This is a genomic window from Haloechinothrix alba, assembly GCF_900188115.1.
GTDB classification, from domain to species: domain Bacteria; phylum Actinomycetota; class Actinomycetes; order Mycobacteriales; family Pseudonocardiaceae; genus Haloechinothrix; species Haloechinothrix alba.
Genome location: NZ_FZNW01000005.1, coordinates 136,834 through 162,825 on the forward strand (window position 1 = coordinate 136,834; position 25,992 = coordinate 162,825).

Genomic DNA, 25,992 nt, shown 5'->3' on the forward strand with positions numbered 1-25,992 from the left:
GGTGCTTGCTGGGCGTGGAATGCGGGGCGGATCACACGATGACGCAGGCAACAGAGGGCGGCCCCACGGCCGAGGCAGTCGATCAGGTCCCGCGCCCTCGCACGACACCCCGGCGCGCCGAGACGCGGCGCAGGCTGGTCGACGCGGCGTTCGACGTACTCACCGAGCACGGGATCCGGGACGCGCGGATCGAGCTGATCTGCGAGCGGGCCGGCTTCAGCCGGGGTGCGTTCTACTCGAACTTCACCAGCAAGGAAGACCTGTTCCTCGCGATGTACGAGGAACAGATGCACGAGCGCGGCGAGCGTCTGCGGGTCGTCATCGACGACGTCCTGGCCGGCAACGTCGTGGCGGAGCGGCAGTCGCTGCGGGAGACCGTCCGGCAGATCGGCACGCTGTTCATGGAACCGCTCGTGCCTGACCAGCGGTGGCACCTGCTCGTCAGCGAGTTCCGGGTGCATGCGCTGCGGCAGCCGCGCCTACGGGAACAGGCCGAGCGGGCGCAGCGCCGGTTCTTCGACGAGATCGGCGACATTCTCGCCGACATGCTCCGGCGACTCGACATCACGCTCCGGGTAACGCCGCACGACGCGGTGTCGGTCCTGGCGGCGATATACGAGAAAGCCCTGGAACGCGCCCTGTTCGAGGGCGTGGACGCGACCACGGACGATCGGCTGCTCACCGAGGTGCTCCCCGAGGTGCTGCTGTCACTGATCGTGCGCGAGGACTGAGCGGGCCACGACCCGTACGTCACGGACAACCCTGATCACCGCGCGCACCACCGGCTCAACCGGACTCACGGCAGGATGGCAGGGCAGGTGCGCATGCGGGTCCGCCACCAGCGGCTGGCCACCCCTGATTCGACTACCTGCTCTGCTCCCCGCGGGAGCTGGAGGCACCGTCGGCCGGCTCGCCGTGGCAGCTCGCTGACGTGCACCAGGCCGAGGGTGGCGACTACCTCGCGATCCTGGAGCGGCGATGAGCCGGCACAGCGCTTTGCCGCCGACTCCGGGCCGCACGGCCCGCGCCTGTAGCCGATAGCGACGTAGACGCATGTGTGCAGGCAATACAAGCAGGCACCGCCCATGTGATCACGTCAAGACGCCCGGATACACTGGCCGAGCCGGGCCGTTAGCTCAATTGGCAGAGCTGCGGACTTTTAATCCGTAGGTTCTGGGTTCGAGTCCCAGGCGGCCCACAAAAACCCCAGTTCACAGGCCTATTCGTCACCTTCCGATGGTCTTGTTGCCGCTTTGCTGCCCTCTTTCCGGCCTAGCGCATCGAGTACATTCGCCGGATTCCGGGACGGCGCCTTACGCCCAAGATAGGTCGGGTTGAGCGACGGAGCGGGCGTCCTGGCGTGCTCAGATCACGTCGAGAAGGCTCCGGTGAACACGACCCGATTCCAGTCCGGATCGAGCAGCTGCAGTATCCGCGACGACGTGGCATCTCGGGGACCGTTGTGTTCCAGCCCGGCCCGATCGAGGTGCTCCACAAGCGCGTCTAGGTCGGATTCGTCCAGGACCATCGTCGAGCAGCCTGCCCGATCCGGTTCAGTCCAGACTTGTACACCGAATGTGTCGCTCAGGTGCCACTCAACGAGACCTGCCATCGGTCGAGCGTCCGGCTGCCGGGAGAACAAGGTGGTGTACCACTCGACGGCTGTATCGAGCTCGCTCACGGTCATCTGCGCGAGCATCCGTGTGATCGTCATCCTGCTGCCTTCCTCGTTGTTGACCACTCACACGTACTGACGTGCGAGCAACAGCGAAGTCATCGCCATCAGGCGCTCCGGCTTGGATGATTCGAACGGCCCCGTGTCAAGCGTCAGCCGAGACTCGACACCGTGACGCCCTGGTAGTCGGCGGTACGGGCGGCGCCCGTGGTGCGGTATTCGAGCAGCAGCAGGCCCTGTGGCGTGGCTTCGTGCCGGACGAGTCGTAGGCCGGTCGCTGAGCTCGGGTGTGTGAGCAGGCGCCGCCCCGACCCGATCACGACGGGTGCCACGGCGAGGTGCAGCGTGTCGATGAGCCCCGCGGAGAGCAGTGTGTTGCCGAGCCGTGCGCTGCCGTGAACCTGGAGCTCACGTCCCGGTCGCTCGGTGAACTCGCGGATAGCTTGCGCGGCGTCACCGCGCAGTACCGTGGTTGGCCGCCAGCTTCCGGTCGCGAGCGTGTTCGACACGACGTACTTCGGCAGGGAGTTCATCCGCTCGGTGAAGGGATCGTCGGGGTCGGTGATCTGCGGCCAGTCGCGTGCGAATGCCTCGTACGTTCGGCGTCCGAGTAGCAGGCCGTCGGCAAGGTCGAGCCACTCGGACGCGCGCTGGATGAACACCTCGTCGAGATACGGCACGAGCCAGCCGCCGCTGATGAAACCGTCGCTGGTGTCCTCGGTGCGCGAGCCGGGTCCCTGACTCACGCCGTCGAGGGTGATGAACTGAAGCATGGTGATCTTCATCGTGCGCTCTCCACGAATCGGGTGAGCTGGTCGGCGACGGTGCCCCAGCCCTCCGTGAAGCCCAGGTCCGCATGGCGCTTCCGCGCGGCCGGATCGCCGTGGCGCACGATGATCCGGTAGTCGGTGCCGTCCGCGTGATCGTGCAGCGTGACCTCGGCGGTCATCGCGACGGGATCGGGATTCGCCGGACGCCACCCGCCGTCCACGGTGTTGGTGAACACGATGCGCTCGCGCTCTTCCACCAGCAGGAAGCACGCATCGAGGTGCGGGACGAACGTGACACCGTCCTCGCTCATCCGCGTGACGAACGCGCCGCCGGGGCGAGCCTCCAATCGGTCGACGCGGCACAGGGTCGGAGCGGGTACCCACCACTGCGCCAGGCTGGCCGGATCGGTCCACGCGTCCCATACGGCCTTGCGCGGCGCGCGGATGATCCGTTCGATGCTGAGGTCGAGCTCGGGGTTCATGTCGTGTTCCTCTCCGTGGAGTTCGTGACGAACTGATCGAGCCGATCGGTGCGCTCCTCCCAGAGGCGCCGCTGCTCTGCCAGCCAATCCTCGACGACCGCGAGCCGTTCCCGGTCGAGCTCACAGGTGCGCACGCGGCCGCACTTCACCGTGCGGATCAGCCCGTTCGACTCGAGCGTCCGCACGTGCTTCATGAACGAGGGAAGGGTCATCGTCGCCTCGCGGGCCAGGTCGCCGACACTCGCAGGCCCATGCCCGAGGCGGTGGATCACGGCCCGTCTCGTCGGGTCCGCGAGAGCGAGGAAGACCCCATCGAGCCCCGTCAAATACTGTGCCACATGGCTAAGTATCGACCGCTACAACGCTTAGCGCAAGGGCAAAGTGTCGACATGCCTGCCTACCCACCGAGCAAAATCGCCTGGGCACACCTTCGGGCACGAACCGGTGTCCGGCGGTGAGGAAGCAGAAGCGATCTCGATTCCGGACAGCGGCCCGCCGAGGTGACGAGCACCGGGCCGACGTTGCCGCGTCAGCCGCGCCCGTGCGGTGTCAGCCACGCTTCCGGGTCGGGGCCCTTGGGCACGATCTGGGTCGGGTTGATGCTGGTGTGTACCACGTAGTAGTGGGTCTTGATCTGCTCGAAGTCGATCGTTTCACCGAAACCGGGGGTTTGGTAGAGGTCGCGGGCGTACGCCCACAGCACGGGCATCTCCGACAGCTTCTGCCGGTTGCACTTGAAGTGGCCGTGGTAGACGGCGTCGAAGCGGACCAGTGTGGTGAACAGCCGGATGTCTGCCTCCGTGATGGTGTCCCCCATCAGGTACCGACGCCCCGCCAGCCGTTCCTCGAGCCAGTCGAGGCTCGTCCACAGCCGGTCGTAGGCCTCCTCGTAGGCCTCCTGGGATCCGGCGAAGCCGCAACGGTAGACGCCGTTGTTGATCTCGGTGAAGATTCGCTCCATGACCACGTCCATCTCCTCGCGGAGCGCGGCGGGCCACAGGTCCGGTGCATCCGGCTTGATGTAGTCGGTCCACTCGTGCCAGAAATCGTGGGTGATCCACGGGAAGTCGTTGGTGACCAGCTTCCCGCTGGAAACCTCGACGATCGCGGGCACCGTGATACCGCGTCGGTAGTCCGGGAACCGCCGGAAGTACGCCTCCTGCAGCCGCTCGATACCCAGCACCGGGTCACGGCCGCCCGGGTCGAGGTCGAAGGTCCAGCTGCGCTCGTCATGGGTGGGGCCGGGTTGCCCGAGCGAGATCACATCCTCCAGCCCGAGCAGCTTGCGGACGATGACGCTCCGGTTCGCCCACGGGCACGCAGGAGCTGCGATCAGTCGGTACCGGTCCGGCTCGACGGGCCACAACTCGCCGTCGACCGGCCCGTGCTCGGGCCTGCGGGCATCCTTGGTGATCCGGTCCGGCACGTAGTTCATATCCCGGCGGAACGACTTGTCGGCCATACGCCCAGCCTACGTCCGGCCGGCCCGCGATGTCGGCCCGCCGAACGGCGGCGTCAGCCGCAGGGCGATCGGGACGAGTCGATCCTCGGGCGGTGAACCGCTCCGGGCGTCAGGCACCCACTTTTGTGGGTAGCCGGTTGAGCGCACCGCGGCGAGGGTGGCGTACTTCACCCCGTTACCCAGCACATCACGACGACCGGAGGGTCCATGTACGCAGCGACGCCGCAACGCCCGAGCTACGCGTCAGGCACGTCCGAGGTCCCGCTGCTCGGTGACACGATCGGCGACAACCTCGCCCACACCGTCGCGGCGTTCGGTGACCGTGAGGCGCTGGTCGACCACCCGAGCGGCAGGCGCTGGACGTACCGGGAGTTCGCCGCGGACGTCGACGCCGTCGCGCTCGGCCTCGCCGCGCGCGGTGTCGGCAAGGGTGACCGGGTGGGCATCTGGTCCCCGAACTGTCCGGAATGGACGCTTGTGCAGTACGCGACGGCGAAGCTCGGCGCGATCCTGGTCAACATCAACCCGGCCTACCGCACGCACGAGCTGACCTACGTCCTCAACCAGGCCGGTATCAGCACCCTCATCTCGGCGTCCGGCTTCAAGTCGTCGGACTACGTCGCCATGATCGACGAGGCTCGGCCGGACTGCCCTACCCTGAGCGACGTGCTGGTTCTCGGCACCCCCGAGTGGCACGACCTGCTCGCCACGGGTGCGGCCGCCGACCGCGCCAGGCTCGACGACATCGCGGCCACCCTCTCGCCGGACGACCCGATCAACATCCAGTACACCTCGGGCACGACCGGGTTCCCCAAGGGCGCGACGCTGTCGCACCACAACATCCTCAACAACGGCTTCTTCGTCGGCGAGCTGTGCGGCTACACCGAGGCCGACCGGATCTGCATCCCGGTGCCGTTCTACCACTGTTTCGGCATGGTGATGGGCAATCTCGCCGCCACGAGCCACGGCGCCTGCATGGTCATCCCCGCGCCCGGTTTCGACGCCGCAACGACACTGGAGACCGTTGCCGCCGAGCGCTGCACCTCGCTGTACGGCGTGCCCACGATGTTCATCGCCGAGCTGTCCGAGCCGTCGCTCGACGAGTACGACGTGTCGAGCCTGCGCACCGGGATCATGGCGGGCGCTCCCTGCCCGGCCGAGATCATGAAGCAGGTCATCGACCGGCTGGGCATGCGCGAGGTCACCATCTGCTATGGCATGACGGAGACGTCACCGGTGTCGATGCAGACCCGTACCGACGACACCATCGAGCGCCGGGTGTCGACGGTGGGGCGGGTGCACCCGCACCTCGAGGTGAAGATCATCGACCCGGAATCCGGACTGACCGTGCCACGCGGCACCCCTGGCGAGTTCTGCACCCGCGGCTACTCGGTGATGCTCGGGTACTGGCAGCAGGCGGACGAAACGGCCGAGGCCATCGACGCCGCACGCTGGATGCACACCGGCGACATCGCCGTGATGGATGACGAGGGGTACGTCCAGATCACCGGCCGCATCAAGGACATGATCATCCGGGGTGGCGAGAACATCTACCCGCGCGAGATCGAGGAGTTCCTGCATACCCACCCCGACATCGTCGATGCGCAGGTTATCGGCGTGCCGGACGAGCGGTACGGCGAGGAGACGATGGCGTGGGTCATCCTCCGCGACGGCGCCGAGCCGATGACCGCCGAGTCGCTGCGGGAGTTCGCCACCGGCAGGCTCACGCACTACAAGATCCCCCGTTACGTGCACGTCGTCGACGAGTTCCCGATGACCGTCACCGGCAAGGTGCGCAAGGTCGACATGCGTGAGCAGGCACGCGAGATCCTCTCCGGAGGTCGCTGATCAGGCAATTCCTGTGCGACACTTGCCAGATGCCGCGAGCACGGTTAGAGGGCCTGGTCGAGCGGATCCGGAGTTCGGCCGGACTCGACGGCTCGTTCGGCGCGGAGATAGCGCCCCGTAGCGACCGGTACCTGATCGACCGGGTGTCCGGGCAGCGCATGGACCCGCTGAACGGCGTCGTCGTCGAGGCCGGCGCCGGCATCGGCGGCAAGGCGATGCTGCTGGGCAGGCCGATGGCGGTCACCGACTACCAGCGCGCCGACTGCATCACGCACGACTTCGACCAGCCGGTCGCACAGTCGGGACTACGGTCGATCCTGGCGATTCCGGTGTTGCTGGACGGCGTGCCGCGCGCGATGATCTACGGCGCCCTGCGCAGCGCGAACCCGATCAGCGACCGGCGGATCGACATCGCCTACCGGCTGATCAACCAATACCGGTTCGACCTGCGGGTGGACGACGAGGTGGCACGCCGGTTCGACGAGCTCGACACCGCGGCGGGTGCCCGGGAGTCGGCACACTTGCGCGAGCAGCTACGCGCCGTCCACGCCGAGGCGCGCGCTCTCGCCGACGAGGTCACCGACCCCGAGCTGCGGGCCCGCATCGAGGCGTTGTCCGTGCGGGCCGGTGGCGGCGGGCAACCGAGCGAGCCGCCTCAGGCCGACTACCAGCTCACCCGCCGCGAGCTGGACGTCGTGGTGCAGGTCGCGGCCGGGCTGTCCAACGCCGACGTCGCCTGCCGGCTCGGGCTCGCCCCCGCGACCGTCAAGGCCTACCTCAAGACGGCCATGCGCAAGACCGGCGTGCACAACCGGCTGGCGCTGATCGCGGCGTGCCGCCGGGCCGGGCTGATTACCTAGCGGCAGTCATGTCGCGACTCGCTGGCGGTGATCGGCAACGACTCCAAGGATCGGAACACGTCCGCGCGGCCCTGCTGGTCTGCGGCGGCTGCGACATGCACGTCCAGTTCGACATCAGCATCGACCTGGTGATCCGCGGCCTTGACGCCCACCTCGGCACCACCCGGCCGGCCGAGGCCGCCGGCGACTTCTGGGCAACCAGCTCGTCCTGAGCAGTGGGACGCGTGTCCGGCGGTGCGATCGTCGCTGTCCTGGAGGTCGCAGCCGCCGACCTCACCGGCCTCCCGGACCTCGATTCGCGCTGCCGGTCTCAGCGGCGTTCGTCGGCCACGGCGGCACGAACCGCAGGGGCGATGTCGTCGGCGAAGGCGCGGATCTGGTCAGGGTCGTCCCCGTCGGTGCCGAGCACGAAGGTGTCCATGCCGTACTCCAGGACGAGCTCGGTGAGCTGGTCGATCCACTGTTCGGCCGGACCGTGCAGCAATCCGCGGGATCCGGTGGTGGTGATCGTGCCGAAGATGTTGTAGATGCGCTGGATCCGGGCGGGATCACGGCCCGCGTCGTGAGCGGCGTCGTCGATACGGGCGTGCTTGTCGGCAAGATCGTCCGGCGCCACGTAACTCGACGATGGTACCCAGCCGTCTGCTGAGCGTCCGACCTCTGCGAGCAGGCGTGGGCCGAGCACGCCGAGCCACAGGCCGATGGGGTGCGCGGGTGCGGGTCCGGGGTGCACCCCGGACAGCTGGTAGTAGGTGCCGTCGACTCGTGCGGATGGTGCACCGGACCACATGGCTCGGATCACCGCGACCGCCTCGGTCAGTGCCGTCGCGGCCTGACCGGGGCTGCGTACCGGCCCGCCCATGGCACCGATGGCTTTCCAGAACGCTCCGGCACCCAGGCCCAGCTCGACGCGCCCGCCGGACAGCAGGTCGAGGCTGGCAGCGGCTTTCGCGAGCACCGCCGGTGCGCGCAGGGGCAGGCTCGCTACGTCGGGGAAGACGCGAACGTGGTGCGTGCGGGCGAGGATGGTGGCCATCAGGGACCAGGTGTCCAGGTAGCGCTGCTGGTACGGATGGTCCTGGATACCGATCAGGTCCAGCCCCCGTTCATCGCTCACGGAAGCGACATGCAGCGTGTGGTCCACAGCTTCGGCATCCGGCGTGATGAATACGCCGAACTGCAACTCGCGCCCGTAGTCACCCATGTCCCGTTCCTTTCCGTGCGGTGGGTCCCTGCGTCAACAGGCGGCTGACGCCCCCGGTCTCGCACCGCCGGTCACACGGCCGGTCACACGTGGTTCGCTCCGTGCAGGAACTCGGCCACAGCCGGGAGCACCTGTGGATCGATCGTGTGCCCACCCTGGTGAGTGTGGACGCTCACCGTCGCTCCCGCCGCACGAAGCTGCTCGGTGAGCGTGGCGGTGTGTTCGGGGGTGGCCATCGGGTCGGCCTGCCCGTTGACCACCGCGACCCGTTTGCCGCTCAGGTCCGCTCGCGGCGGGGTGCGGAACGGAACCATCGCGGCAAGCAGCACCGCTCCGGCCAGCGCCGCCGGTCTGCGCAGGAGGGTCGCGGAAGCGATGTTGGCGCCGTTGGAGAACCCGACCGCGCGCCACGTGCCGGGCTCGACGTCGTACTCCTGCTCCGCCGCGGTGAGGAACTCGGTGAGCTCGTCGACCCGGGTACGCAGGTCCTCCTCGTCGAACACCCCCTCGCGCAGGCGGCGGAAGAACCGGGGCATGCCGTTCTCCAGCACCGACCCGCGCACGGACAGCACCGGTGCCGTGGGTGCGAGGTGATCGCGCAACGGCAGCAGGTCGTGTTCGTCACCGCCGGTGCCGTGCAGCAACAACAGCGGAGCTTCCGGCGTGTCCGAGGCGCCCGGCAACCACACGTGGGGGCGGTCCAATGTGGCGGTCATGACGTGGTCCTTTCCGCGAGTTCCGGGTTGTTCTCGGCCGGCAGCGACAGGTCGGGCAGAGCGGCCTCGATCTGCTCGCGATCGGGCTCCAACCACGGTGGCAGTTTCAGCGCCCTACCGAGTTCCAGCAAGGGCTCGTCGATGTTGAACCCGGGCTGGTCCGTCGCGATCTCCAACAGCGTCCCGCCGGGTTCGCGGAAGTAGATCGAGCGGAAGTACTGCCGGTCGAGGATCGAGGTCACTTGCGCTCCCCGCTCGACGAGCTCCGCACGCCACCGTTCCTGCGTGGCCTCGTCCGGCGCACGCCATGCCACGTGGTGCACGGTACCGCCTGCCACGAGCCCGTGCGGACCGTTCGGGGAGGCCACCACGTCCACCAAACTGCCCGGTTCGCCCGTTCCGGCGGCGAACCGGAGCCGGTTGCCGTCCTGGCCTGCTGCGTGCAGCCCCAGCTCCTCCAGCATCGCGACAGTGCCGGACTCGCTTGCGGTGGACAGCGTCACCGAGTGCAGCCCGCGAACCCCGTGCTCGGGCGGGATGACCCCGTTGTCCCACGGGTCGCGCGGGTCCCCTTGCGGATGGGCCACCAGCGCCAGCTCGAGTCCGTCCGGATCGTTGAAGGTCAGCGCCGCCTCACCGTCGCGTTCGCTGATATCGCTGACCTCGATCCCCAGGTCCCGCAGGTGCTTGCGCCACCAGCCGATCGAGGCTGCCGGTACCGAGAACGCGGTCGTCGTGGCCTGCCCTGTCCCGCCTCGACCCGGCGGTACCTGGCCGAACGGGAAGAAGGTCAACAACGTGCCCGGACGGCCGGACTCATCGCCGTAGTACAGGTGATAGACGTCCGGGGCGTCGAAGTTGACCGTCGTCTTGACCAGCCGAAGCCCGAGCGTGCGCAGGTAGAACTCCGCATTGCGTCGCGGGTCACCCGCGATGGCTGTCACGTGGTGCAGCCCGCTGGTTGCCAGAGCCATGCTTGCTCTCCTCTCCGGAGCGGTTGGTCCGGCCGCCGTCCGGCAGACAGGGCCGGCCGTAGGCTGGTCGTGGCTGCCGGAACACTCTATGGCGGCCGGACCAGAGCTTCAGGCGTGTCGCATCGTCACGCCGCACGAACGTTCGTCATCGCGGCCGCGATGGCCACGACACGCTTGCCCTGCACGCTCGCGGCGGTCCGGGTGTCCTCGTCGACGGGCAGCTGACCGTTGCCATCCACGTGGCTGGTGCCGTACGGGTTGCCGTCAACGAACTTCGCCGGGTCGGTGTAGCCGGGGCTGGCGATGATCCCGCCGAAGTGATGGATGGTGTTGTACAGGGCGAGCAGGGTGGATTCCTGCCCACCGTGCCGCGTGGCGCTGGAGACGAACCCGCTGTACACCTTGTCGGCCAGTAAACCCTGCTGCCACTGCGGCCCGAGCGTGTCGAGGAACTGCTTCAGCTGCGCGGCCACGTTGCCGTACCGCGTCGGCGAACCGAAAACCACCGCATCGGCCCACACCACGTCATCGGGGGTGGCCTCGGGGATGTGCCTGGTCGACTCCACGTTCTCGCGCCAAGCCGGATTGGAATCGATCGCCTCGTCCGGAGCCAGTTCGGCTGCCCGGCGTACGCGGACCTCCGCCCCCTCGGCCTCGGCGGTCTTGGCCAGTACCGACGCCATTTCCGCGATCGTGCCCGTTGCCGAGTAGTAGATCACGCTCAGCTTGACCGGCTGGTTCATGTCGTCCTGTCCTCCTTCGGTGGCATTCCGGCACGGCCGGAATGCGTGCGCTGCTTCGTCCTGCCGGGCGCTCGCCCTCGTCGGACTCGAGATCCGATACGGCCGCACCCAGATAGTTGACGTATCACCAAAGATAATAGAGCTAACATGGTGACGTGTCAACTACTCCGCTACACTGGCAGGTGTGACCGACCCTCGCTGGCTGACCGAACACGAGCAGCGCGCCTGGCGCGGCTACCTCGACATGCACGCTCGCCTGACCGCCCGCCTGCACCGGGACCTCCAGGCCGACTCCGGGCTGTCGCTGTCCGACTTCGACGTGCTGGTCCAGCTCACCGATCGAGACGACGAGCGCGCCCGCGTGCTCGAACTGGCCCAGGCACTGCAGTGGGAGAAGAGCCGCCTGTCGCATCACCTCGCACGCATGGAGCGCCGCGGCCTCGTCGAACGCCAGGAGTGCCCCGATGACGCGCGGGGCGCGTTCATCGCGCTGACCGCTCAGGGCCGTCGCACGATCGAACAGGCCGCTCCCCAACACGTGAACACGGTCCGTGACCTGGTCTTCGACCAGCTCACCGCCGAGCAGGTCGACACCCTGCTCGCGATCAGCACACAAGTGCAGGCGCGGCTCGACGACACGCAGTGACCACCGTGGCCGCGTCCGCCGATGTGTGCTCGGAGGGGTCGCTGCTCGGGTTACGTCCCGGCCGTAACGGCGGTGTCGGGTTCGCGGTTCCAGCCCTTGACGGAGAAGGACACGCCCTCACGGTAGGCGGTGATCCCGGCTCCGGGATAGTCGATGAGGTCGGCGGGCAGGGCATGGAGGTCGAACCAGCCGATGCCGAAACACTTGTCGGGTTCGCGGTTGGCGGGTTCGCCGATCCAGCGTGCCGTGGCGAAGAACAGCCCGAGCCGGGGCTCGGGACCGGAGCCGTTGACGTGGAGCGTGTGCACATGATCCAGGTCGGCGGGGTCGATCAGCACGCCGACTTCTTCCCCGGCCTCGCGCGCAGCGGCGGTCAACGCATCCTCACCGGCGTCGAGCTTGCCGGACGGGAGGTGCCACATGCCGTTGAAGCCGCCGCCGCGTCGCCTGGTCAGTAGTAGCCCGGCGTCGCTGAGCAGTAGAACGTGGACATCGATGAGGTGGCGGTCGGGCACGACGACGGGTCCTCGCGTGTGGTCTCTGCGGCCAGGCCGGCTACATCCACACAGGTGGCGCATCCGACCTGGTCGCAGCCTACGCGGTGACCTGTCATTCGTCGGGAGCACGGCCCAGTCGTGTGACATGCTCGGCGATTCGTGTGGCTACCTGCTCCGGCGAACCGCTGCGCCGCTTGCTCGGTGGCAGGTTGCGCGAGCCCAAGACCTCCTTCAGTACCTGTGCGGCATCGAAGGTAGGAGCATCCCTCGGCTCGTCGCGGTCACTCGTGGCTGGCGATCTGGATGAGGTTCCCGCACGTGTCGTCGAGTACAGCGGTGGTCACAGGCCCCATCCGGGTCGGTTCCTGGGTGAACGTCACCCCACGTTCCCGCAGCCGTTCGGCCTCCGCAGAAGCGTCGGCGACGGCGAACGACGTGTACGGGATCCCGTCGGCGACGAGCGCCTCCTTGAACGGACGCACGGCAGGGTGCCCGTCCGGTTCGAGCAACAGCTCGGTTCCGTCCGGCTCCTCCGGCGACACGACCGTGAGCCAGCGCGCATCGCCGAGCGGGATGTCGTTCTTCGCCTGGAAACCGAGAACATCGGTGTAGAACTTCAACGCCTTGTCCTGGTCGTCCACGAACACGTTCGTCACGTTGATTCGCATCATGGCCTCTCTTCGTCGGTGACGGGCCACCGCTCGACGATGTCTCGCAGCGGCGATGTGTCGAGGTCGTGGAACTTGTAGCGACCCTCGCGCCGGGAGTGGACGAGTCCGGCCTCTTCCAGAACGCCGAGGTGCTGAGAGATCGCCTGGCGGCTGGAGCCCGTCCCGTGCTTCATCGCCAGGCGGGCACACAGTTCGAAGAGTGTCTGCCCACTCCGGTCCTGCAGCTCGTCGAGAATCGCGCGGCGCGTCGGGTCGGCGAGAGCTTGGAACACGTCTCCCACTCACGAAACATTATGCAAGTATCTACTTGCATGTCAAGCCACGTCGACAGCCGCCGCTACGGTCACGGGGTCTTTCACGGCACCACCGACGGGGAACGGTTCACGGGCGTGGAAGACGGTGGCGTGACCGTGACCGCGGCATTCCCGCGCTGCTCGGCGCTGGTCGCCAGAATCGAGAATCGCAGGTCAGAGACGATCTTGACGCCGCAACAGTATGTGACTCGCGTCACGTGATCATCGAATTCACGGGGGTGTCGACGTTCGTGTTACCTCGTGTAACGTTACCTCAGGTAACACCATCGAAGGGAGGCGCTCATGGTCGCCGTCGAGTCCGGGGTCGCCCCGCAGCAGGACCGAGACGACGTCGCTCGCAGGTTGCTGGACTCGTCCGAGACGCTGTCCTACGACCCCACCGAGGAGGTCGACTGGGACACGCCGCTCGACACGAGCTATCACGGCGCCAGCCCCGAGTGGAGCACCCTGTACGGGACGTCCTACTGGGACGAGATGTCGCCGGAGCAGCAGCGCGAGCTGACCCGCCAGGAAGCCGCCTCGGTCGCCAGCACCGGCATCTGGTTCGAGATGATCCTGCAGCAGATGGTGCTGCGCGACTTCTACGCCAAGGACCCGACCGACCCGTCCTTCCAGTGGGCACTGACCGAGATCGCCGACGAATGCCGGCACTCCATCATGTTCGCCCGGGGCGCGGCCAAGCTCGGCGCACCCGCCTACCGCCCGAACCGCGTCGTCGTCGAGCTCGGCAGGCTGTTCAAGTCCGTCGCGTTCGGCGAGTCCGCCTACGCCGCGATCCTGGTCGCCGAGGAAGTGCTCGACGTGATGCAGCGGGACTGGATGCGTGACGAGCGCGTCGCACCGTTCGTGCGCACCATCAACAACATCCACGTCGTCGAAGAGTCCCGGCACATGAAGTTCGCCAGGGAGGAGACCAAGGCACGGCTGCAGGGATCCGGCAAGCTGCGCAGGCAGGTCGACGCCCTCGTCGTCGCGATCGCCTCCTACTTCATCGTCACCAGCATGGTGAACAAGAAGGTGTACGCCAACGCGGGGCTCGACTCCGAGCGCGCCGTTCGTGAGGCGAAGGCGAACGAGCACCACAAGTCGATGATGCGCTCGAGCTGCGCGGGGCTGATGGAGTTCCTCAACTCGGCCGGGCTGCTCACCAGGTCGGCGATGTGGTTCTACAAGCGAGCGAACCTGATCTGAGCCCATGGCTTTCGCGATCACTCAGACCTGCTGCACCGATGCGACCTGCATCTCGGTCTGCCCGGTCAACTGCATCCACCCGACTCCGGACGAGCCGGACTTCGGCCTCACGGAGATGCTCTACATCGACCCGGAGGCGTGCATCGACTGCGGCGCCTGCGCGGACGCCTGCCCGGTCGACGCCATCTTCCCCGTCGAGGGCCTGACCGAGTCGCTGAAGCCCTACGCCGGGATCAATGCCGACTACTACGCGAACCGGGACCCGATCGCGGAAGCGGGCGATCCGAGCCCGAACTTCCACTCCTGGGACCAGCCGGTGTTCGACCGGGTCATCCCGGCCGACCTCCAGCCGCTCGACGTCGCCGTCGTCGGCACCGGGCCCGCGGGTATGTACGCGGTCGAGGACCTGCTCCTGCACACCAACGCCCGGGTCACCCTGATCGACCGGCTACCGCACGCGGGCGGCCTCATCCGGTACGGCGTCGCGCCAGACCACCAGTCCACCAAGAAGATCGGCGAGAACTTCGCCCGCTTCCACAACCACCCCCGGCTCCGGATGCGGCTGGGCGTCGAGATCGGCAAGGACGTCACGGTCGACGAGGTGGCCGCCCACCACGACGCCGTGATCTACGCCGTCGGCGCATCGTCCGCGCGCGAACTCGGTATCCCCGGCGAGGACCTCACCGGCAGCGTCGCGGCGACGACCGTGGTGGCCTGGTACAACGGCCACCCGGACGTGCCAGGGGACGCCGTCGACCTCTCGTCCGAGCGTGTGGTCATCGTCGGCAACGGCAACGTCGCGCTCGACGCGGCGCGGATCCTGACCACCGACCCGAGCACGCTCGAAGGCACGACGATCTCGCAGGCCGCACTGGCACAGCTGAAGTCCAGCAAGGTGCGCGAGGTCGTGCTCCTCGGGCGGCGCGGACCCGAGGCCGCCGCGTACACCACGCCAGAGCTGCTCGCGCTCACCGAGCACGACGGCATCGAACTCACGGTGGACGCGCAGGACCCGGCAGTCGCCCAGGCGATCGACGGCGCGGGTGCCGACGACAAGGCACGGCTGCTCCAGGGCGTCACGCGCGAGGCCGTCGACTGGTCGGCCCCGCCCCGCCACGGGAAGCCTCGAATCGTGTTCCGTTTCAACTCCGCGCCCGCCGAGATCCTCGGTGACACGCAGGTTCGTGGGGTCCGTGCCACCGGCAGCGCAGGCGAAGTCGAGATCGCCGCGGGCCAGGTGATCCGCGCGATCGGCTACCGGGGCGCTCCGGTGGCAGGGCTACCGTTCGACGAGCAGGCCGGGACCATCCCGCACTCGGGCGGGCGCGTGCAGGGGCGGCAGAACTCCTACGTGGTCGGCTGGATCAAGCGCGGCCCTTCGGGCGGCATCGGCGCGAACAGGGCATGCGCCAAGGAGACGGTCGGAACGCTCCTCGACGACGCCATCGCGGGAAACCTGCCCGAGCCCCGCCGCAAGCCCAAGAACTTCGTCAAGCTGGCCTCGCGCCGGGCCCGGCGCGCCGCACGCGCGGCCGGCGGACCCTCCTGATCCGGCGCTCCCACGACGGGGCGACCTGATGCGCGGTGGCGGTCGCGCGGCCACTCGCCGACGATAGGTACGTTGGCACGCGGCACGCAGGCGAGTACGAGGGAGGCCGGATGCACCGGATCAGTCTCGACGGGACCACCCCGCACGTGGCGGACGGCGGCTGGGTCGCCCCAGGGGTCTACCTCATCGGTGCCGTCGAGGTCGCCGCCGAGGCGAGTGTCTGGTACGGCTGCGTGCTACGCGCCGACAACGACCGCATCGTCCTCGGCCGGGAGAGCAACCTGCAGGACGGGTGCATGGTGCACGCCGACCCGGACCGGCCCGTCACCATCGGTTCCGGGGTCTCGGTCGGGCACGGTGCGGTGCTGCACGGCTGCACCATCGAGGACGACGTGCTCGTCGGCATGGGGGCGACCGTGCTCAACGGCGCACGGATCGGCTCCGGAAGCATCATCGCCGCGGGTGCTGTCGTACTCGAGAACACCGAGGTACCCGCCAACTCCCTGGTGGCCGGGGTTCCGGGCAAGGTGCGGCGCGAGACGAGCCAGGACGAGCGGGACCACATCAGCGCAAACGCCCGGACGTACCTGCGGCACAAGGACACGCATTCCGCCGCGGTTGGCTGACGCGGCGGAACGCACCCGGCAACGAGTCAGAAGCAGGCGCTCACAGCCCGTACTTCTCCAGCAGCCGCAGCCACACCTCGCTGACCGTGGGGAACGAGGGCACGGCGTGCCACAGCCTGTCGACGGGCACCTCCCCTGCCACGGCGACCGTGGCGGAGTGCAGCAGCTCGTCGGCGGCCGGGCCGGTGAACGTCGCGCCGAGCACCATCCGGCGGTCATCGTCGATGACCAGCTTGCTCGTGCCCGACAGGCCGGCGCCCTTGGTCACCGCACCGGCCACCGCTCCGGTGTCGTGCGTGACGGTCACGACCCGGTGGCCGCGCTCCCGTGCCGTGGCCTCGGTCAGCCCGACCGCGCCAACCAGCGGGGTCGTGAACACCACCCGCGGGGTGGCGTTGTGATCGGCGTGGGCGACGGCGCGCTTGCCTGCGATGACATCCCCGGCGACCCGTGCCTGGTACTTGCCCATGTGCGTCAGCAGGTTGCGGCCGTTGCAGTCCCCGACCGCGTACAACCAGTCCCCGTCGACCCCCAGCACGCGCAGCTGGTCGTCGGTGTGCACGTACTTGCCCGGCTCCAGGCCGACGGTCTCCAACCCGATGTCGTCGGTGATCGGGGCGCGGCCGACAGCGACCACGAGCTCGTCCGCCGTCACCTCGGCGCCGTCGCTGGTCGTCACCGTGACCGGCGCGTCGTCCGCGGGCCGGCGCACGCCGGTTGCCTGGGTGCCCGTGCGCACGTCCACGCCGCTCTCCCGCAGGGCGTCGGCCAGCTCGGCGCCGACGAACGGCTCCTCGGGCCCCAGCAGCCGGTCGGCCATCTCGATCAACGTGACCTCCCGCGAACCCAGCGAGCGCCAAGCCTGGGCCATCTCCACGCCAACCACGCCGCCACCGAGGATCACCAGCCGTTCCGGGACCTCCTTGGCCGTGGTGATGTCCCTGCTGTCCCAGGTACGGGTCTCGCGCAACCCGTCGATCGGGGGCACGGCGGCACGGCTTCCCGTGGCCAGCACGACGGCACGCGTGGCACGGAGCCTGCTTGTGCCGCCACTCTCGTCGGTGACCTCGACCTCGCGCTCACCGACCAGCCGCCCGTGACCCCGGTAGAGAGCGATGCCCTCGCCGCGCACCCAGTCCTCCTGGCCCGAGTCGTCCCAGCCGGACGTCAGCTTGTCCCGGCGTCGCAACGCCTCCGCGGTGTCGATCTGGCCGGTGACCGCCTCCCTGGCGCCGGGAACGCGCCGGACGGCGTCGAGCACCTCCCCCGGCCGTAGCAGGGCCTTGCTCGGCATGCACGCGTAGTAGGAGCACTCACCGCCGAGCAGGTGCTCCTCGACCACCGCGGCCGAGAGCCCGTGCCCGACGGGGCGTGCGGCGGCGTTCTCCCCCACCGCACCGCCCCCGAGCACGATCACGTCGTACTCCGCGTCGCCGGCCTCGTTCATGGCATGCCTCCTTTCCTGGGGTCGTCCGTGGCCCACGCTGCATGCCGGGTAGCGGACCGCGCTGGAACCGCTACCCGGCATGCGCGTTACTACCCTCAGCTTTCCAGGTCAGGAGCTGCGGGCAAGTCGGACTCGGTACCGACGAAGTGGTTGAAGTAGTTCGTCATGATGGTGCGGACGGTGTCGGCGGGTATAGTCGGCGATCGTGCCTTCCGCCGCGGTGAAGGCGCTCAGCACCGCCGGGGAGTTGGCCATCTCGCCGAAGATGTTGAGCACACCACCGAACTTCTGGTGGAGTTCCTTGAGACTGTCGCGACTGGACTCCGGGGCGCTGTCCAACCCGTGAACCTGCACTCGAGGCACAGCGTCCTCCCTACGTTCGTCTCGATACCAGAGGCACCCGGAGGAACAGGGCACTCACGCGCGGCATTCCTGACCGCGCGCGACACGTCACGGGATGTACCTCTCATAAGGGATATATCCACACTCGACAGCCCCGCGGGCGATGGCACGCTACCTGCGAACGCTACGCCGGCTGAAGCCGAACAGCACCAGCGCGGCGACGAGGCCGAAAATCATGTGGCCCATCAAGCTCATCCACTGGTCGGACTCCACGACGAAGACCATGTTGCTCATCTCGGGGTCGGCCGTGACGCTCAGCCACAGCGGCATCGCGATCAGGGCGCCGATCACCCACCAGATCATCCCGTAGACGAGACCAGCCCCGAGTATCGACGCGATGCGGTCGGCGAAACCACCGGCGAGCAGGCCGAAGATCACCCCGATGACGGCGGAGTTGACCAGGTGCACGAGGAAGCCGACTCCGGCATTCTCCACACCGACAAGCATGCCCACCATGGGAAGCATGTCCATCATGGCCATCAGCATGCCGAATACCGCTCCGCCGACGAGACCGGCGACGGCGCCGTACCCCGCCTTGGCACCCACGGTCGGTCCGGCTTGCAGCTGTGTCGACATATAGGAAACCTCCAAACTCAGTGCCACGTACCGGAATTCCCGCGAAACGTGACATCGCCCGTTCGAGCTACGTCGGTGTCAGCCGACACACGACGAAGCGGCGGCCGCTTCGGCCACCGACGACGCTCAGTCTGTAGTGCGAGATCTGCCCGTGGTGTCGTTGTGTCAGCGCAGTGACAATGCCTGGCGTTCCCGACCGGTGACCGCCCGCACCGCTCGGCGGGACTGTGCAGGTCCCGGCCGCGGCCACCGCGCCGACTCGAGGCGAAGCCCAACGGTAGCTGCCGGTGGTTACGGCGCCGTTCGCACAAATCGCAGTCGCTCTGTCAGCTCGCGAACAGAGCCCGTTACAGCGGATCACCGTAGCCGGTAACCAGTAGGAAAACGCATATCGACTACTCGACTTGTCGTGGGAAACCGGAGGGGAACCGACCATGCCGTCCATCGCACGTCCCTCCATACCGGCCGCCGCCGCACCCCACCGGAGCAGCCGCGAGCGGCACGCCGACGTGGTGCTGTCCGGCGGCGCGGGCGGCCCGTCCGCGGCAGTGGCACGTGACTCCGGGGCGGAACGGTGCGAACGCACCGCGAGGCCACCCCTTCCGGACAACCCGTGGTCCACACCATCCGAGGCCGTGCGGCTGGTCCTGCGCGGCCGCACAGCGCGCCAGGCGCTCCCGATCGCCGCCGTGGTCGGCACCATCCTGTCGGCAGTGAACCAGGGCTCGGTGATCGCCTCTGCCACGGCGACCGGCGACACATGGCTGAAGGTGGGGGTCAACTACGCGGTTCCCTACCTTGTCGCCAGCATCGGCTACCTGGCGGGCAGGAGGGTCACCGCGCAACGTGCACCGGACGCCTTGGAGTGGCAACGCTACGTCGCGGCATTCCACGACGAACGCCCCGCGGTCACCGAACGCCTGCTGGCCCGCGCCGACCACTCACCGTACGACTGGCTGACCGAGCCGCTGCACGGCACGTCCGGGCCGGTACTGGATCTGGCGTGCGGTTCGGCACCCACCCGTGACGTGCTCCCGCACGCTCGCTGGCTGGGGGTGGACAGCTCCGCCGGGGAGCTGGCCGCTGCCGCCCGTGCAGGCCGCGAGCCGGTACTCCGCGCCCGAGCCGACGCGCTGCCGCTGGGCACCGGCTCCGTCGACGCGGTCTGCGCCGCGCTGTGCTTCCCGCTGTTCGCACCGATCGGGCCCGTACTGGCCGAGATCCACCACGTGCTGCGCCCCGGGGGCACGCTCGTCGCCCTCGTCCCGTCCCGGCCGGCTCCACACCCGACCGGATGGCTCCGCTGGACAGGGCTCATGCGCGCGCTCGGCATCCGCAGCCAGCCGTGGCCCACTCCGGAAGCGCGCGACGGCCTCGGGACGATCCTGCGCGAGCACGGGTTCACGGTCGACTCCGAGCAGCGACGGGTGTTCACCCTCGATTTGTCCACACCGGATAGTGTGGAGCTACTGATCGACGGCCTCTACCTGCCCGGTCACGACGAGCGGCACATCGCCGATGCCAAGCGCAGGCTGGCGGGACGTGCCCGCCCCGGGCACCGTCTCCCCCTGCCGCTACGCAGGGTCGTGGCCCACCTGCCCGCGTGACCCCGGGCGACCGGGCAGGACAGTGTCGCCTCCTACGGTCCCGCGTGCGCGGGCCGTCCAGGATGCTCGCCGACGTCCTCGCCGTAGCCGTCCAGCCGGAACGTCCAGATGCCGCCCTTGTCGGCCGACGCCGGATCGGAGCCGGTCAACGTCGCCGGGGAGAAACTGTTCGCATAGAGGCGCCCCTTGTAGGGGTAGGCACTCCAGAAGTTCGCACCGTCCGGCTCGTAGAACGCGTGTGTGTCGACCGAAGCCGGGTCGGTGAAGTCGGCGACCCACACCCCGTGCTGGTAGTAGGAGGTGACCACCATGTCGTGCTGCTTGCCGTCGATGGGCATCTCGAAGGTGCCGAAAAAGTGTGTCGTGCAGAAGTCGGCGGTCGGGTCGGGCTCGGGCGCCGACCAGTAGGACCGCGGTTGCGGGTTGTCCGGGTCGCTGATGTCGTAGAACCAGATGGTTCCGGACGGCTGGTGCGGCGCCAGGCACCCCGAGTTGGCTCCCGCCGCGCCGAGCCACTCGTCCTGCACCAACAGCACGTCGCCGTCCTGGTTGACCTGCGCGCCGTGATGGATCGAGACGTCGGGGTTGTGGATGATGGTCTCGATCGTCGGGCTACGCGGGTCGGAGATGTCCCAGATCATGGTCTCGGTGATCCCGGCGCAGAAGGCCCGATCGTGGTCGAGGTCGAGGCCGATGTCGTGGCAGCCGGGCGAGGTGGGCATCGTGCCGCTGTTGTTCGTCATCTCCGGATGCTCGGAGCTGCTGTCCGCGTCCGGGAACTCGAGGAAGCGGACAGGGGGATCCTCCGGTTCCGCCGCCACGTCGATGATGGACAGCCCGTCGACGTCGCTGGGGTCACCCAGGTTGTAGGAGGAGTTGTAGACCAGCCCGGTGTCGCCGACAGCGGTGAGGTTGTGCGAGCCGTGAATCGTCTCGGCGAACCCGACCGAGGAAGGGCGGCGCGGGTTCTCGGCATCGATGACGCGGATCCCCGCGGAGTTCTGCCCCGGTTCGCACGTCGAGTTGTCCGCCTCGTTGTCGCTGGATTGCACGATGTAGCGCCCTTGCACCCAGTCGACGTCGGCATGCCATGCCGAGCAGTTCAGGAAGGACAGCTCGTCGAGGCTGCCATCGTTGTTCCGTTCGAAAATGCGCACCCCGCTGTCCGAGCGTGCGTCCTCCTCCCACGCACCCGCCCCGGCCGCGACCAGGTCACCGTTGAAGGCGAGGTCGGTGCCGTAGGCGAACGGGGACCGGTCGTCCAACTGGATGTTGTCGGTGTGCGTGATCGTGTCGGCCTCCTGGGCCGATGCCGTCAGCCCGCTGAGGCCTGCCGCCAGCAGGAGCGGGGCACTGAGCAGGGCCGGGTAGCGATACCGGGTTCGGGGCGTCATCAGTGGCCTCCGTTCTCCAGCCTCGGGCGGCTCGGACAACGCCGCCCGAAATACACCCAGAAGTGTGACACATAACACATTGCCTGATAAACACTTCCGCATCTGATACAGCTCAGTCCAGGCAGGCCTCGCTACAACCCCGTGCTCCTCGAAGAGGGTGTGCGATGACGGAACCCGGGCTGCGCGTGCCCGGTCACGACACGTTCCCGCGCACGGCGATCCGGCCCGGCGAGGTGGAGTACCGCGATGCTCTGGGCGATCACGACGAACGGTCGTCCAGCAGGCGCAGCATCGCCTCGGTGAACGCCTCCGGGTCTTCCAGCTGGGGGTAGTGGCCGAGCTCGGCCAGCTCGATCACGGGCGCCGACGGGCGCAGTTCGCGCAACCCGTTGAGGACGTGCCCGGTCGCGACGGGGTCCCGCAGCCCCCACACGAAGCCGAGCGTCCCCTCCCACGAGCCGATCGCGCCGTGCCAGCGCCGCGCGTAGGACGATCGTTCGCGCACGTAACGGCACAACAGGTGTGCGATACGGTGGCCGCCCGCATTGCTGACCAGCGCCCACTGCGCCGCGGCTTCCCGCCTGTCGAGGGGGTGGTCCGCGGAGAACAGCCGCCCGAGCTGCTGAGCGAACACGAGCCGATTGGACAGCAGGGCCGCCAGCGGACCCAACGGGCTCAGCAGGACCCGCTGGATCGGCCGGAGGCCGGCCCGCTCGATGATGACGCCACCGTTGGACAGGACCACCCGCCGCAACCGGAACGAGAGGGTGCCCGCGAAATCGCGCGCCATCAGCTCGGTCGCCACGGAGGTCCCCATGTCGTGCTCGAAGATGCTGTACCGGTGCGGGCGTGGCTTGTCCGACAGGCCGAAACCGAGGAAGTCCAGCGCGAGCGTGGCCCGTTCCGGCACGCGATCGATCACGTGCCGGAAGTCGTACCCGCTGGTGGGGTACCCATGCAGGAACACGAGGTACGGCGCCGAACCGTCGGACCGGCGCACGAAGACCCGTCCGGGCGCGGTGTCGACCAGCCGCCCGCTGTCCGCCCAATCCGTGACCGTGTCCGGGAACGCTCTGTCCATCGCCCGAGACTACCCGTGTGCTGCCCGGGACACGCCGCTCGAGCACCGGGTGATCACCGATACTGTTCCGCCGCTGACACTGTTCCCGAGGCGTACTCGACGGTCATGCTGAACTGGAACGCAGTAGCTCGGCAGGACGAGCAGGAAAGGTGGAGCCGGTACGGATGACGTCAGAGCACACCTGCTGAGCCAGCTACGGATTGGCGACCTGGTTGGGGGCGCACGCATGAGTACAGATGACCCGGACGGCACTGCGGCGGAGCAGCCGGAGAGGGCGGCCGTGGAGTTTTACACGCGCCCGGGGTGCCCGTTCAGCGCGTTGCTGCGCAAGCAGCTCACTCGCAAACGAGTACCGCTGCGTGAGATCGACATCTGGGACGACCGCGACGCTGCGGCAACCGTCCGCGCCGTCGCGGGCGGCAACGAGACGGTCCCCACCGTGTTCGTCGGTGGTCACGCGATGGTGAACCCCGGAAGCAGGGAGGTACTCGAGGCCGTACGGGCGTATGCGCCCGACATCTTCCCCGAGCAACCGCGACAAGAGCGCCGTTCACGCTGGTGGCCGCCGTGGAGGTAGCGGTCCCGGGCTACCGTGGCCCGACAAGCGACCGGTGGAACGACCGGTCCTCAGTCCGCGGCCTCGGTTCTGATGAGCGGCGCTTCCCACGTGAACTTCCGGAACCCGACGCTGTAGAACAGCCCGCGCGCCGCTGGATGCCCCGGCGCACTCAGGCAGGCGACCGTCATACGAGTGGCCCCGGCAGCCCGCGCCAGAAGCATCCCGTGCAGGAGCATCGCCCTTCCCAGGCCCAGACGCCGGAAGTCCGGATGCGTCCCGACCGGCTCGAACTCAGCGGCCTTGTTCGCTTCGTCCAGCCACATGATCGTCGAGGATCCCATCGTTCCATCGGGCGCCTCCACCAGGATGTGCAAGTCGCCGCGATACGCCGTCGTCTGCCGTACGCCCGGGTAGCCCTCGGTCTTATACGTCGAGGGAGTCCAGGCGTCCAGATGGGCCTGGACCGCGGCCTTCGGTCCGACCTCGTCAGCGGTGCGGAACCGGAATCCGGCAGGCAGAACCGGCTGCTCCACGTCGGTGAGGTCCCGTTCGTTGAGCTGGGTCCAGTACCCGGCGTCGCCGAGCGAGGCCGAGTCGGTCTCGTAGCCGTGCGCCGCCCACCGCTGCAGGGCGAAGTCATCGGCGGCACTCGGCGCGGAAGGCACGCCCAGCTCCACGCCACCAGCTCCCCGCCGGAAAACCACAGCCCGCGCGGCCAGCTCGCGTCGTACTTGGCGTGCCCCTTGCCCCAGATCCAGGCCAGCTCGCCGAACGACGCGTCGCTATTGACCAGGTCCGGACGGATGGCGGTGACACGTTGCGCCAGACCCTGCATGAGCTGCACGTCCGCGGCGGTCACAAGCTCGGGGTCGGCCATGGTGCACTACTGTGTCAGGACTCCGAAGAACCGTCGAATCGTTTTCCGGCGCCGGGTGGTCGCGGCAGTCGGCAACACGCGAACGTTGCCCGTTACGGCACCGGACCTCGTTCAGCTCTCCGCTGCCTACCTCGAACGCCATCTGCCCGACGGACCAGCCGGTGACGAACACGGTCGCCGCGACGAGCGCCGGCGTCACCCACGGCAGTATCCGATGCCCCGGCACCGGCGCGGACGGCTCCATCCCCCGGCAGGGTCGATCCCTCCTTCACCCGTGCCGGGGAACAAGCCGGGGACTTCGGCACACATGCTGTGGCCACGATCGACCGGCAAGCGTTAACGTGCAAGGGTCGGCGCCGCCGGGAACCTCAGATGCGGTGACGTTACTGTCGCCATCCTGACAATCGCGCCGGACAACCCGGTCACGCACGTGTTCCCTCAGCAGTGAACGAGGATGCCGGTTAGGAGGCCACTGTGGTGAACACGCTCGTGACGGCGCCGGCCCGGTCCCGCGCAGCGGGAACGCACCGGGATCGACTACTACTCTTCCCGGGCTGGGCCGGCAGGACCCTGGACGCGTCATGAACGACGAACGTGTGGGTCTGGTTCTGGCGGGTGGTGGCGCGCGTGGCGCGTACGAGGCCGGAGCGCTGTCGGTGCTGCTTCCCGAGCTCGAACGCCGCGGGCAGCGACCTCGCCTCCTTGTCGGCAGCAGCGTCGGCGCGATCAACGCTACGTACCTGGCCGCGACCGCACACCTGGGCGCAGAGGCCGCTGTCGCGGGCCTGCTGGAGCACTGGCGCCGGCTCGACATCGGTCACGTCATCCGGCCACTGATCTTCCAGCAGATCCCCCGGCTGGCCGCGCGATCCGTCGGTGAGCTCCTGTCCCTGCCCGTCCTCCGGATGACCAGCCTGCTCGACCCGAGCCCGCTCGCGGCGAACCTGCGCGAATGGCTCGACTGGGACGTCTTGCGGTCCAACCTCGACAACAGCGACGACACCATACTCGCGGTGATCGGAACCGCCGTCTGGACCGGTCGCAGCGTGGTCTTCTGCGACGCGAACGCGCCGTTACCGGAACACCGCTCGCACGTGCTGGACTACGTGCGCTGCCAGGTCGGCCTCGAACACATCCGCGCGTCCGCCGCGATCCCGATGCTGTTCCCGTCGGTACACATCGACCACCCGGACCAGGCACGCGGCTGGTACATCGACGGCAGTACCAGGCTCAACACCCCGCTGAAACCCGCCCTCGACCTCGGCGCCGACCGGGTTGTCGTGCTGGGGACCTCCTCGGTAGCCACGCCCGTCGACGATCCCGGCCGCCACGACAGCGGCCCGCCGAGCCTGGGCGACGGAGCCGTCAACCTGCTGCAAGGCGACCTCGTCGACCCGCTGATCGAGGACATGCGCATGCTCGGCAACGTCAACACCTTCTTCACCGGAGAGGCTCCCGGCGCGCACAAGTACCGGCGGACACGGGGCAAGCCCGCCTACCGGCAGGTCCCCTACATCTTCATCGGACCCCCGCGTAACGCGATCGGCGAGCTCGCCGTGGAGATCTTCCGGTCCAGGTACGGCGGACTCAAGGGCCTGCGCAACCCCGATTTCCTGCTGCTCAACCGGCTGCTGGGGCCGGGAGGCGCCGGGCGTGGTGAGCTGCTCAGCTACCTGTTCTTCGACTCCGAGTTCCTCACCGAGCTCATCGCGATGGGTGCGCGCGACGCCCGCAGGTGGCTGCCGCACGACAGCCTCGCGGAGGACCCGTGGCACCTCGAACCGCTCGACGCCTTCATCAGCGAACCGGGTTGAGGGGATG

The 25,992-nt window shown here is 68.4% G+C and carries 29 protein-coding genes and 1 tRNA gene; 13 read left to right on the forward strand and 17 right to left on the reverse strand.

Annotated elements, in window-relative coordinates:
* The first annotated feature begins 38 nt into the window (after window positions 1–38).
* Window positions 39–731 (forward strand): TetR/AcrR family transcriptional regulator, encoded by a 693-nt coding sequence (locus CHB84_RS05820; protein WP_089300461.1) that lies wholly within the window; start codon window positions 39–41, stop codon window positions 729–731.
* Between the two features lie 394 nt (window positions 732–1,125).
* A tRNA-Lys gene (locus CHB84_RS05825) sits at window positions 1,126–1,198 on the forward strand.
* Window positions 1,199–1,369: 171 nt separating this feature from the next.
* On the opposite strand, the gene CHB84_RS05830 is transcribed toward CHB84_RS05825, so the two are convergent.
* The 5 genes from CHB84_RS05830 to CHB84_RS05850 all read right to left on the reverse strand — a co-directional run bounded on the left by CHB84_RS05830 (window position 1,370) and on the right by CHB84_RS05850 (window position 4,389).
* Window positions 1,370–1,714: a VOC family protein gene (locus CHB84_RS05830; RefSeq protein ID WP_089300593.1), complete on the reverse strand. Its 345-nt coding sequence runs from the start codon at window positions 1,712–1,714 to the stop codon at window positions 1,370–1,372.
* A gap of 113 nt (window positions 1,715–1,827) precedes the next feature.
* Window positions 1,828–2,460, reverse strand: coding sequence for a dihydrofolate reductase family protein (locus CHB84_RS05835; RefSeq protein WP_089300462.1), 633 nt, complete (start codon window positions 2,458–2,460; stop codon window positions 1,828–1,830).
* Window positions 2,457–2,927, reverse strand: a complete 471-nt coding sequence (locus tag CHB84_RS05840) for an SRPBCC domain-containing protein (RefSeq protein WP_089300463.1) — start codon at window positions 2,925–2,927, stop codon at window positions 2,457–2,459. Before CHB84_RS05840 ends, CHB84_RS05835 begins: the two co-directional genes overlap by 4 nt.
* A complete protein-coding gene (locus CHB84_RS05845) occupies window positions 2,924–3,265 on the reverse strand; it encodes an ArsR/SmtB family transcription factor (RefSeq protein WP_089300464.1) in 342 nt (113 codons plus the stop codon). The genes CHB84_RS05840 and CHB84_RS05845 overlap by 4 nt, the downstream gene beginning before the upstream one ends.
* A 191-nt stretch (window positions 3,266–3,456) precedes the next feature.
* Window positions 3,457–4,389 carry a glutathione S-transferase family protein gene (locus tag CHB84_RS05850; protein ID WP_089300465.1) on the reverse strand — a complete coding sequence of 311 codons (933 nt, stop codon included), beginning with the start codon at window positions 4,387–4,389 and terminating at the stop codon, window positions 3,457–3,459.
* Window positions 4,390–4,596: 207 nt separating this feature from the next.
* Between CHB84_RS05850 and CHB84_RS05855 the strand changes: the two genes are divergently transcribed.
* Genes CHB84_RS05855 through CHB84_RS05865 form a run of 3 tightly spaced genes read left to right on the forward strand, consistent with a single transcriptional unit; the run spans window position 4,597 to window position 7,309 of the window.
* Window positions 4,597–6,237 (forward strand): AMP-binding protein, encoded by a 1,641-nt coding sequence (locus CHB84_RS05855; RefSeq protein ID WP_089300466.1) that lies wholly within the window; start codon window positions 4,597–4,599, stop codon window positions 6,235–6,237.
* Window positions 6,238–6,266: 29 nt separating this feature from the next.
* Entirely contained in the window at window positions 6,267–7,097 is an 831-nt protein-coding gene (locus CHB84_RS05860) for a helix-turn-helix transcriptional regulator (RefSeq protein ID WP_089300467.1), read from the forward strand.
* 8 nt (window positions 7,098–7,105) lie between these two features.
* Window positions 7,106–7,309, forward strand: coding sequence for a hypothetical protein (locus CHB84_RS05865; protein ID WP_089300468.1), 204 nt, complete (start codon window positions 7,106–7,108; stop codon window positions 7,307–7,309).
* Window positions 7,310–7,407: 98 nt separating this feature from the next.
* Here CHB84_RS05865 and CHB84_RS05870 read toward each other — a convergent pair whose 3' ends face one another.
* The 4 genes from CHB84_RS05870 to wrbA all read right to left on the reverse strand — a co-directional run bounded on the left by CHB84_RS05870 (window position 7,408) and on the right by wrbA (window position 10,734).
* Window positions 7,408–8,301, reverse strand: a complete 894-nt coding sequence (locus tag CHB84_RS05870; RefSeq protein ID WP_089300469.1) for an LLM class flavin-dependent oxidoreductase — start codon at window positions 8,299–8,301, stop codon at window positions 7,408–7,410.
* An 83-nt stretch (window positions 8,302–8,384) separates the two neighbouring features.
* Complete coding sequence (locus CHB84_RS05875) at window positions 8,385–9,017, reverse strand: alpha/beta hydrolase (RefSeq protein WP_176439796.1); 633 nt, start codon at window positions 9,015–9,017, stop codon at window positions 8,385–8,387.
* Complete coding sequence (locus CHB84_RS05880; protein WP_089300470.1) at window positions 9,014–9,991, reverse strand: ring-cleaving dioxygenase; 978 nt, start codon at window positions 9,989–9,991, stop codon at window positions 9,014–9,016. The genes CHB84_RS05875 and CHB84_RS05880 overlap by 4 nt, the downstream gene beginning before the upstream one ends.
* A 125-nt stretch (window positions 9,992–10,116) precedes the next feature.
* On the reverse strand, window positions 10,117–10,734 hold the full coding sequence (gene wrbA, locus CHB84_RS05885) for an NAD(P)H:quinone oxidoreductase (RefSeq protein WP_089300471.1): 618 nt from the start codon (window positions 10,732–10,734) through the stop codon (window positions 10,117–10,119).
* A gap of 244 nt (window positions 10,735–10,978) precedes the next feature.
* Here wrbA and CHB84_RS05890 point away from each other — a divergent pair, with 244 nt between their 5' ends.
* Complete coding sequence (locus CHB84_RS05890; protein ID WP_089300595.1) at window positions 10,979–11,380, forward strand: MarR family winged helix-turn-helix transcriptional regulator; 402 nt, start codon at window positions 10,979–10,981, stop codon at window positions 11,378–11,380.
* Between the two features lie 50 nt (window positions 11,381–11,430).
* On the opposite strand, the gene CHB84_RS05895 is transcribed toward CHB84_RS05890, so the two are convergent.
* The 3 genes from CHB84_RS05895 to CHB84_RS05905 form a co-directional block, all read right to left on the reverse strand.
* A complete protein-coding gene (locus CHB84_RS05895) occupies window positions 11,431–11,895 on the reverse strand; it encodes an NUDIX domain-containing protein (RefSeq protein ID WP_089300472.1) in 465 nt (154 codons plus the stop codon).
* Between the two features lie 263 nt (window positions 11,896–12,158).
* Window positions 12,159–12,548 carry a VOC family protein gene (locus CHB84_RS05900; RefSeq protein WP_425432280.1) on the reverse strand — a complete coding sequence of 130 codons (390 nt, stop codon included), beginning with the start codon at window positions 12,546–12,548 and terminating at the stop codon, window positions 12,159–12,161.
* Window positions 12,545–12,829, reverse strand: a complete 285-nt coding sequence (locus tag CHB84_RS05905) for an ArsR/SmtB family transcription factor (RefSeq protein ID WP_089300473.1) — start codon at window positions 12,827–12,829, stop codon at window positions 12,545–12,547. Before CHB84_RS05905 ends, CHB84_RS05900 begins: the two co-directional genes overlap by 4 nt.
* 315 nt (window positions 12,830–13,144) lie before the next feature.
* Here CHB84_RS05905 and CHB84_RS05915 point away from each other — a divergent pair, with 315 nt between their 5' ends.
* The 3 genes from CHB84_RS05915 (at window position 13,145) to CHB84_RS05925 (ending at window position 16,228) form a co-directional block, all read left to right on the forward strand.
* On the forward strand, window positions 13,145–14,053 hold the full coding sequence (locus CHB84_RS05915) for an AurF N-oxygenase family protein (protein ID WP_089300475.1): 909 nt from the start codon (window positions 13,145–13,147) through the stop codon (window positions 14,051–14,053).
* Between the two features lie 4 nt (window positions 14,054–14,057).
* On the forward strand, window positions 14,058–15,602 hold the full coding sequence (locus tag CHB84_RS05920) for an FAD-dependent oxidoreductase (RefSeq protein ID WP_089300476.1): 1,545 nt from the start codon (window positions 14,058–14,060) through the stop codon (window positions 15,600–15,602).
* Window positions 15,603–15,712: 110 nt separating this feature from the next.
* Window positions 15,713–16,228 carry a gamma carbonic anhydrase family protein gene (locus CHB84_RS05925; RefSeq protein ID WP_089300597.1) on the forward strand — a complete coding sequence of 172 codons (516 nt, stop codon included), beginning with the start codon at window positions 15,713–15,715 and terminating at the stop codon, window positions 16,226–16,228.
* A 40-nt stretch (window positions 16,229–16,268) separates the two neighbouring features.
* On the opposite strand, the gene CHB84_RS05930 is transcribed toward CHB84_RS05925, so the two are convergent.
* Window positions 16,269–17,675 (reverse strand): dihydrolipoyl dehydrogenase family protein, encoded by a 1,407-nt coding sequence (locus CHB84_RS05930; protein WP_089300477.1) that lies wholly within the window; start codon window positions 17,673–17,675, stop codon window positions 16,269–16,271.
* A 205-nt stretch (window positions 17,676–17,880) separates the two neighbouring features.
* Between CHB84_RS05930 and CHB84_RS22765 the strand changes: the two genes are divergently transcribed.
* Complete coding sequence (locus CHB84_RS22765; protein ID WP_176439797.1) at window positions 17,881–18,021, forward strand: hypothetical protein; 141 nt, start codon at window positions 17,881–17,883, stop codon at window positions 18,019–18,021.
* A gap of 167 nt (window positions 18,022–18,188) precedes the next feature.
* Here CHB84_RS22765 and CHB84_RS05940 read toward each other — a convergent pair whose 3' ends face one another.
* The gene (locus tag CHB84_RS05940; RefSeq protein WP_089300479.1) at window positions 18,189–18,653 is read right to left on the reverse strand and encodes a hypothetical protein; all 465 of its coding nucleotides are present in this window, start codon (window positions 18,651–18,653) and stop codon (window positions 18,189–18,191) included.
* A 434-nt stretch (window positions 18,654–19,087) separates the two neighbouring features.
* Between CHB84_RS05940 and nrtS the strand changes: the two genes are divergently transcribed.
* On the forward strand, window positions 19,088–20,260 hold the full coding sequence (nrtS, locus tag CHB84_RS05945; protein WP_089300480.1) for a nitrate/nitrite transporter NrtS: 1,173 nt from the start codon (window positions 19,088–19,090) through the stop codon (window positions 20,258–20,260).
* Window positions 20,261–20,292: 32 nt separating this feature from the next.
* Here the strand turns inward: nrtS and CHB84_RS05950 are convergent, their stop codons facing one another.
* Both CHB84_RS05950 and CHB84_RS05955 read right to left on the reverse strand, forming a co-directional pair.
* The gene (locus CHB84_RS05950) at window positions 20,293–21,654 is read right to left on the reverse strand and encodes an LVIVD repeat-containing protein (protein WP_089300481.1); all 1,362 of its coding nucleotides are present in this window, start codon (window positions 21,652–21,654) and stop codon (window positions 20,293–20,295) included.
* 259 nt (window positions 21,655–21,913) lie between these two features.
* Window positions 21,914–22,735 carry an alpha/beta fold hydrolase gene (locus CHB84_RS05955; protein WP_089300482.1) on the reverse strand — a complete coding sequence of 274 codons (822 nt, stop codon included), beginning with the start codon at window positions 22,733–22,735 and terminating at the stop codon, window positions 21,914–21,916.
* A gap of 226 nt (window positions 22,736–22,961) precedes the next feature.
* Between CHB84_RS05955 and CHB84_RS05960 the strand changes: the two genes are divergently transcribed.
* Window positions 22,962–23,312: a glutaredoxin family protein gene (locus CHB84_RS05960; protein ID WP_089300483.1), complete on the forward strand. Its 351-nt coding sequence runs from the start codon at window positions 22,962–22,964 to the stop codon at window positions 23,310–23,312.
* A gap of 50 nt (window positions 23,313–23,362) precedes the next feature.
* Here CHB84_RS05960 and CHB84_RS05965 read toward each other — a convergent pair whose 3' ends face one another.
* The gene (locus CHB84_RS05965; RefSeq protein WP_245818582.1) at window positions 23,363–23,959 is read right to left on the reverse strand and encodes a GNAT family N-acetyltransferase; all 597 of its coding nucleotides are present in this window, start codon (window positions 23,957–23,959) and stop codon (window positions 23,363–23,365) included.
* A gap of 793 nt (window positions 23,960–24,752) precedes the next feature.
* Here CHB84_RS05965 and CHB84_RS05970 point away from each other — a divergent pair.
* The gene (locus tag CHB84_RS05970) at window positions 24,753–25,985 is read left to right on the forward strand and encodes a patatin-like phospholipase family protein (protein ID WP_089300484.1); all 1,233 of its coding nucleotides are present in this window, start codon (window positions 24,753–24,755) and stop codon (window positions 25,983–25,985) included.
* The last annotated feature ends 7 nt before the right edge of the window (window positions 25,986–25,992 follow it).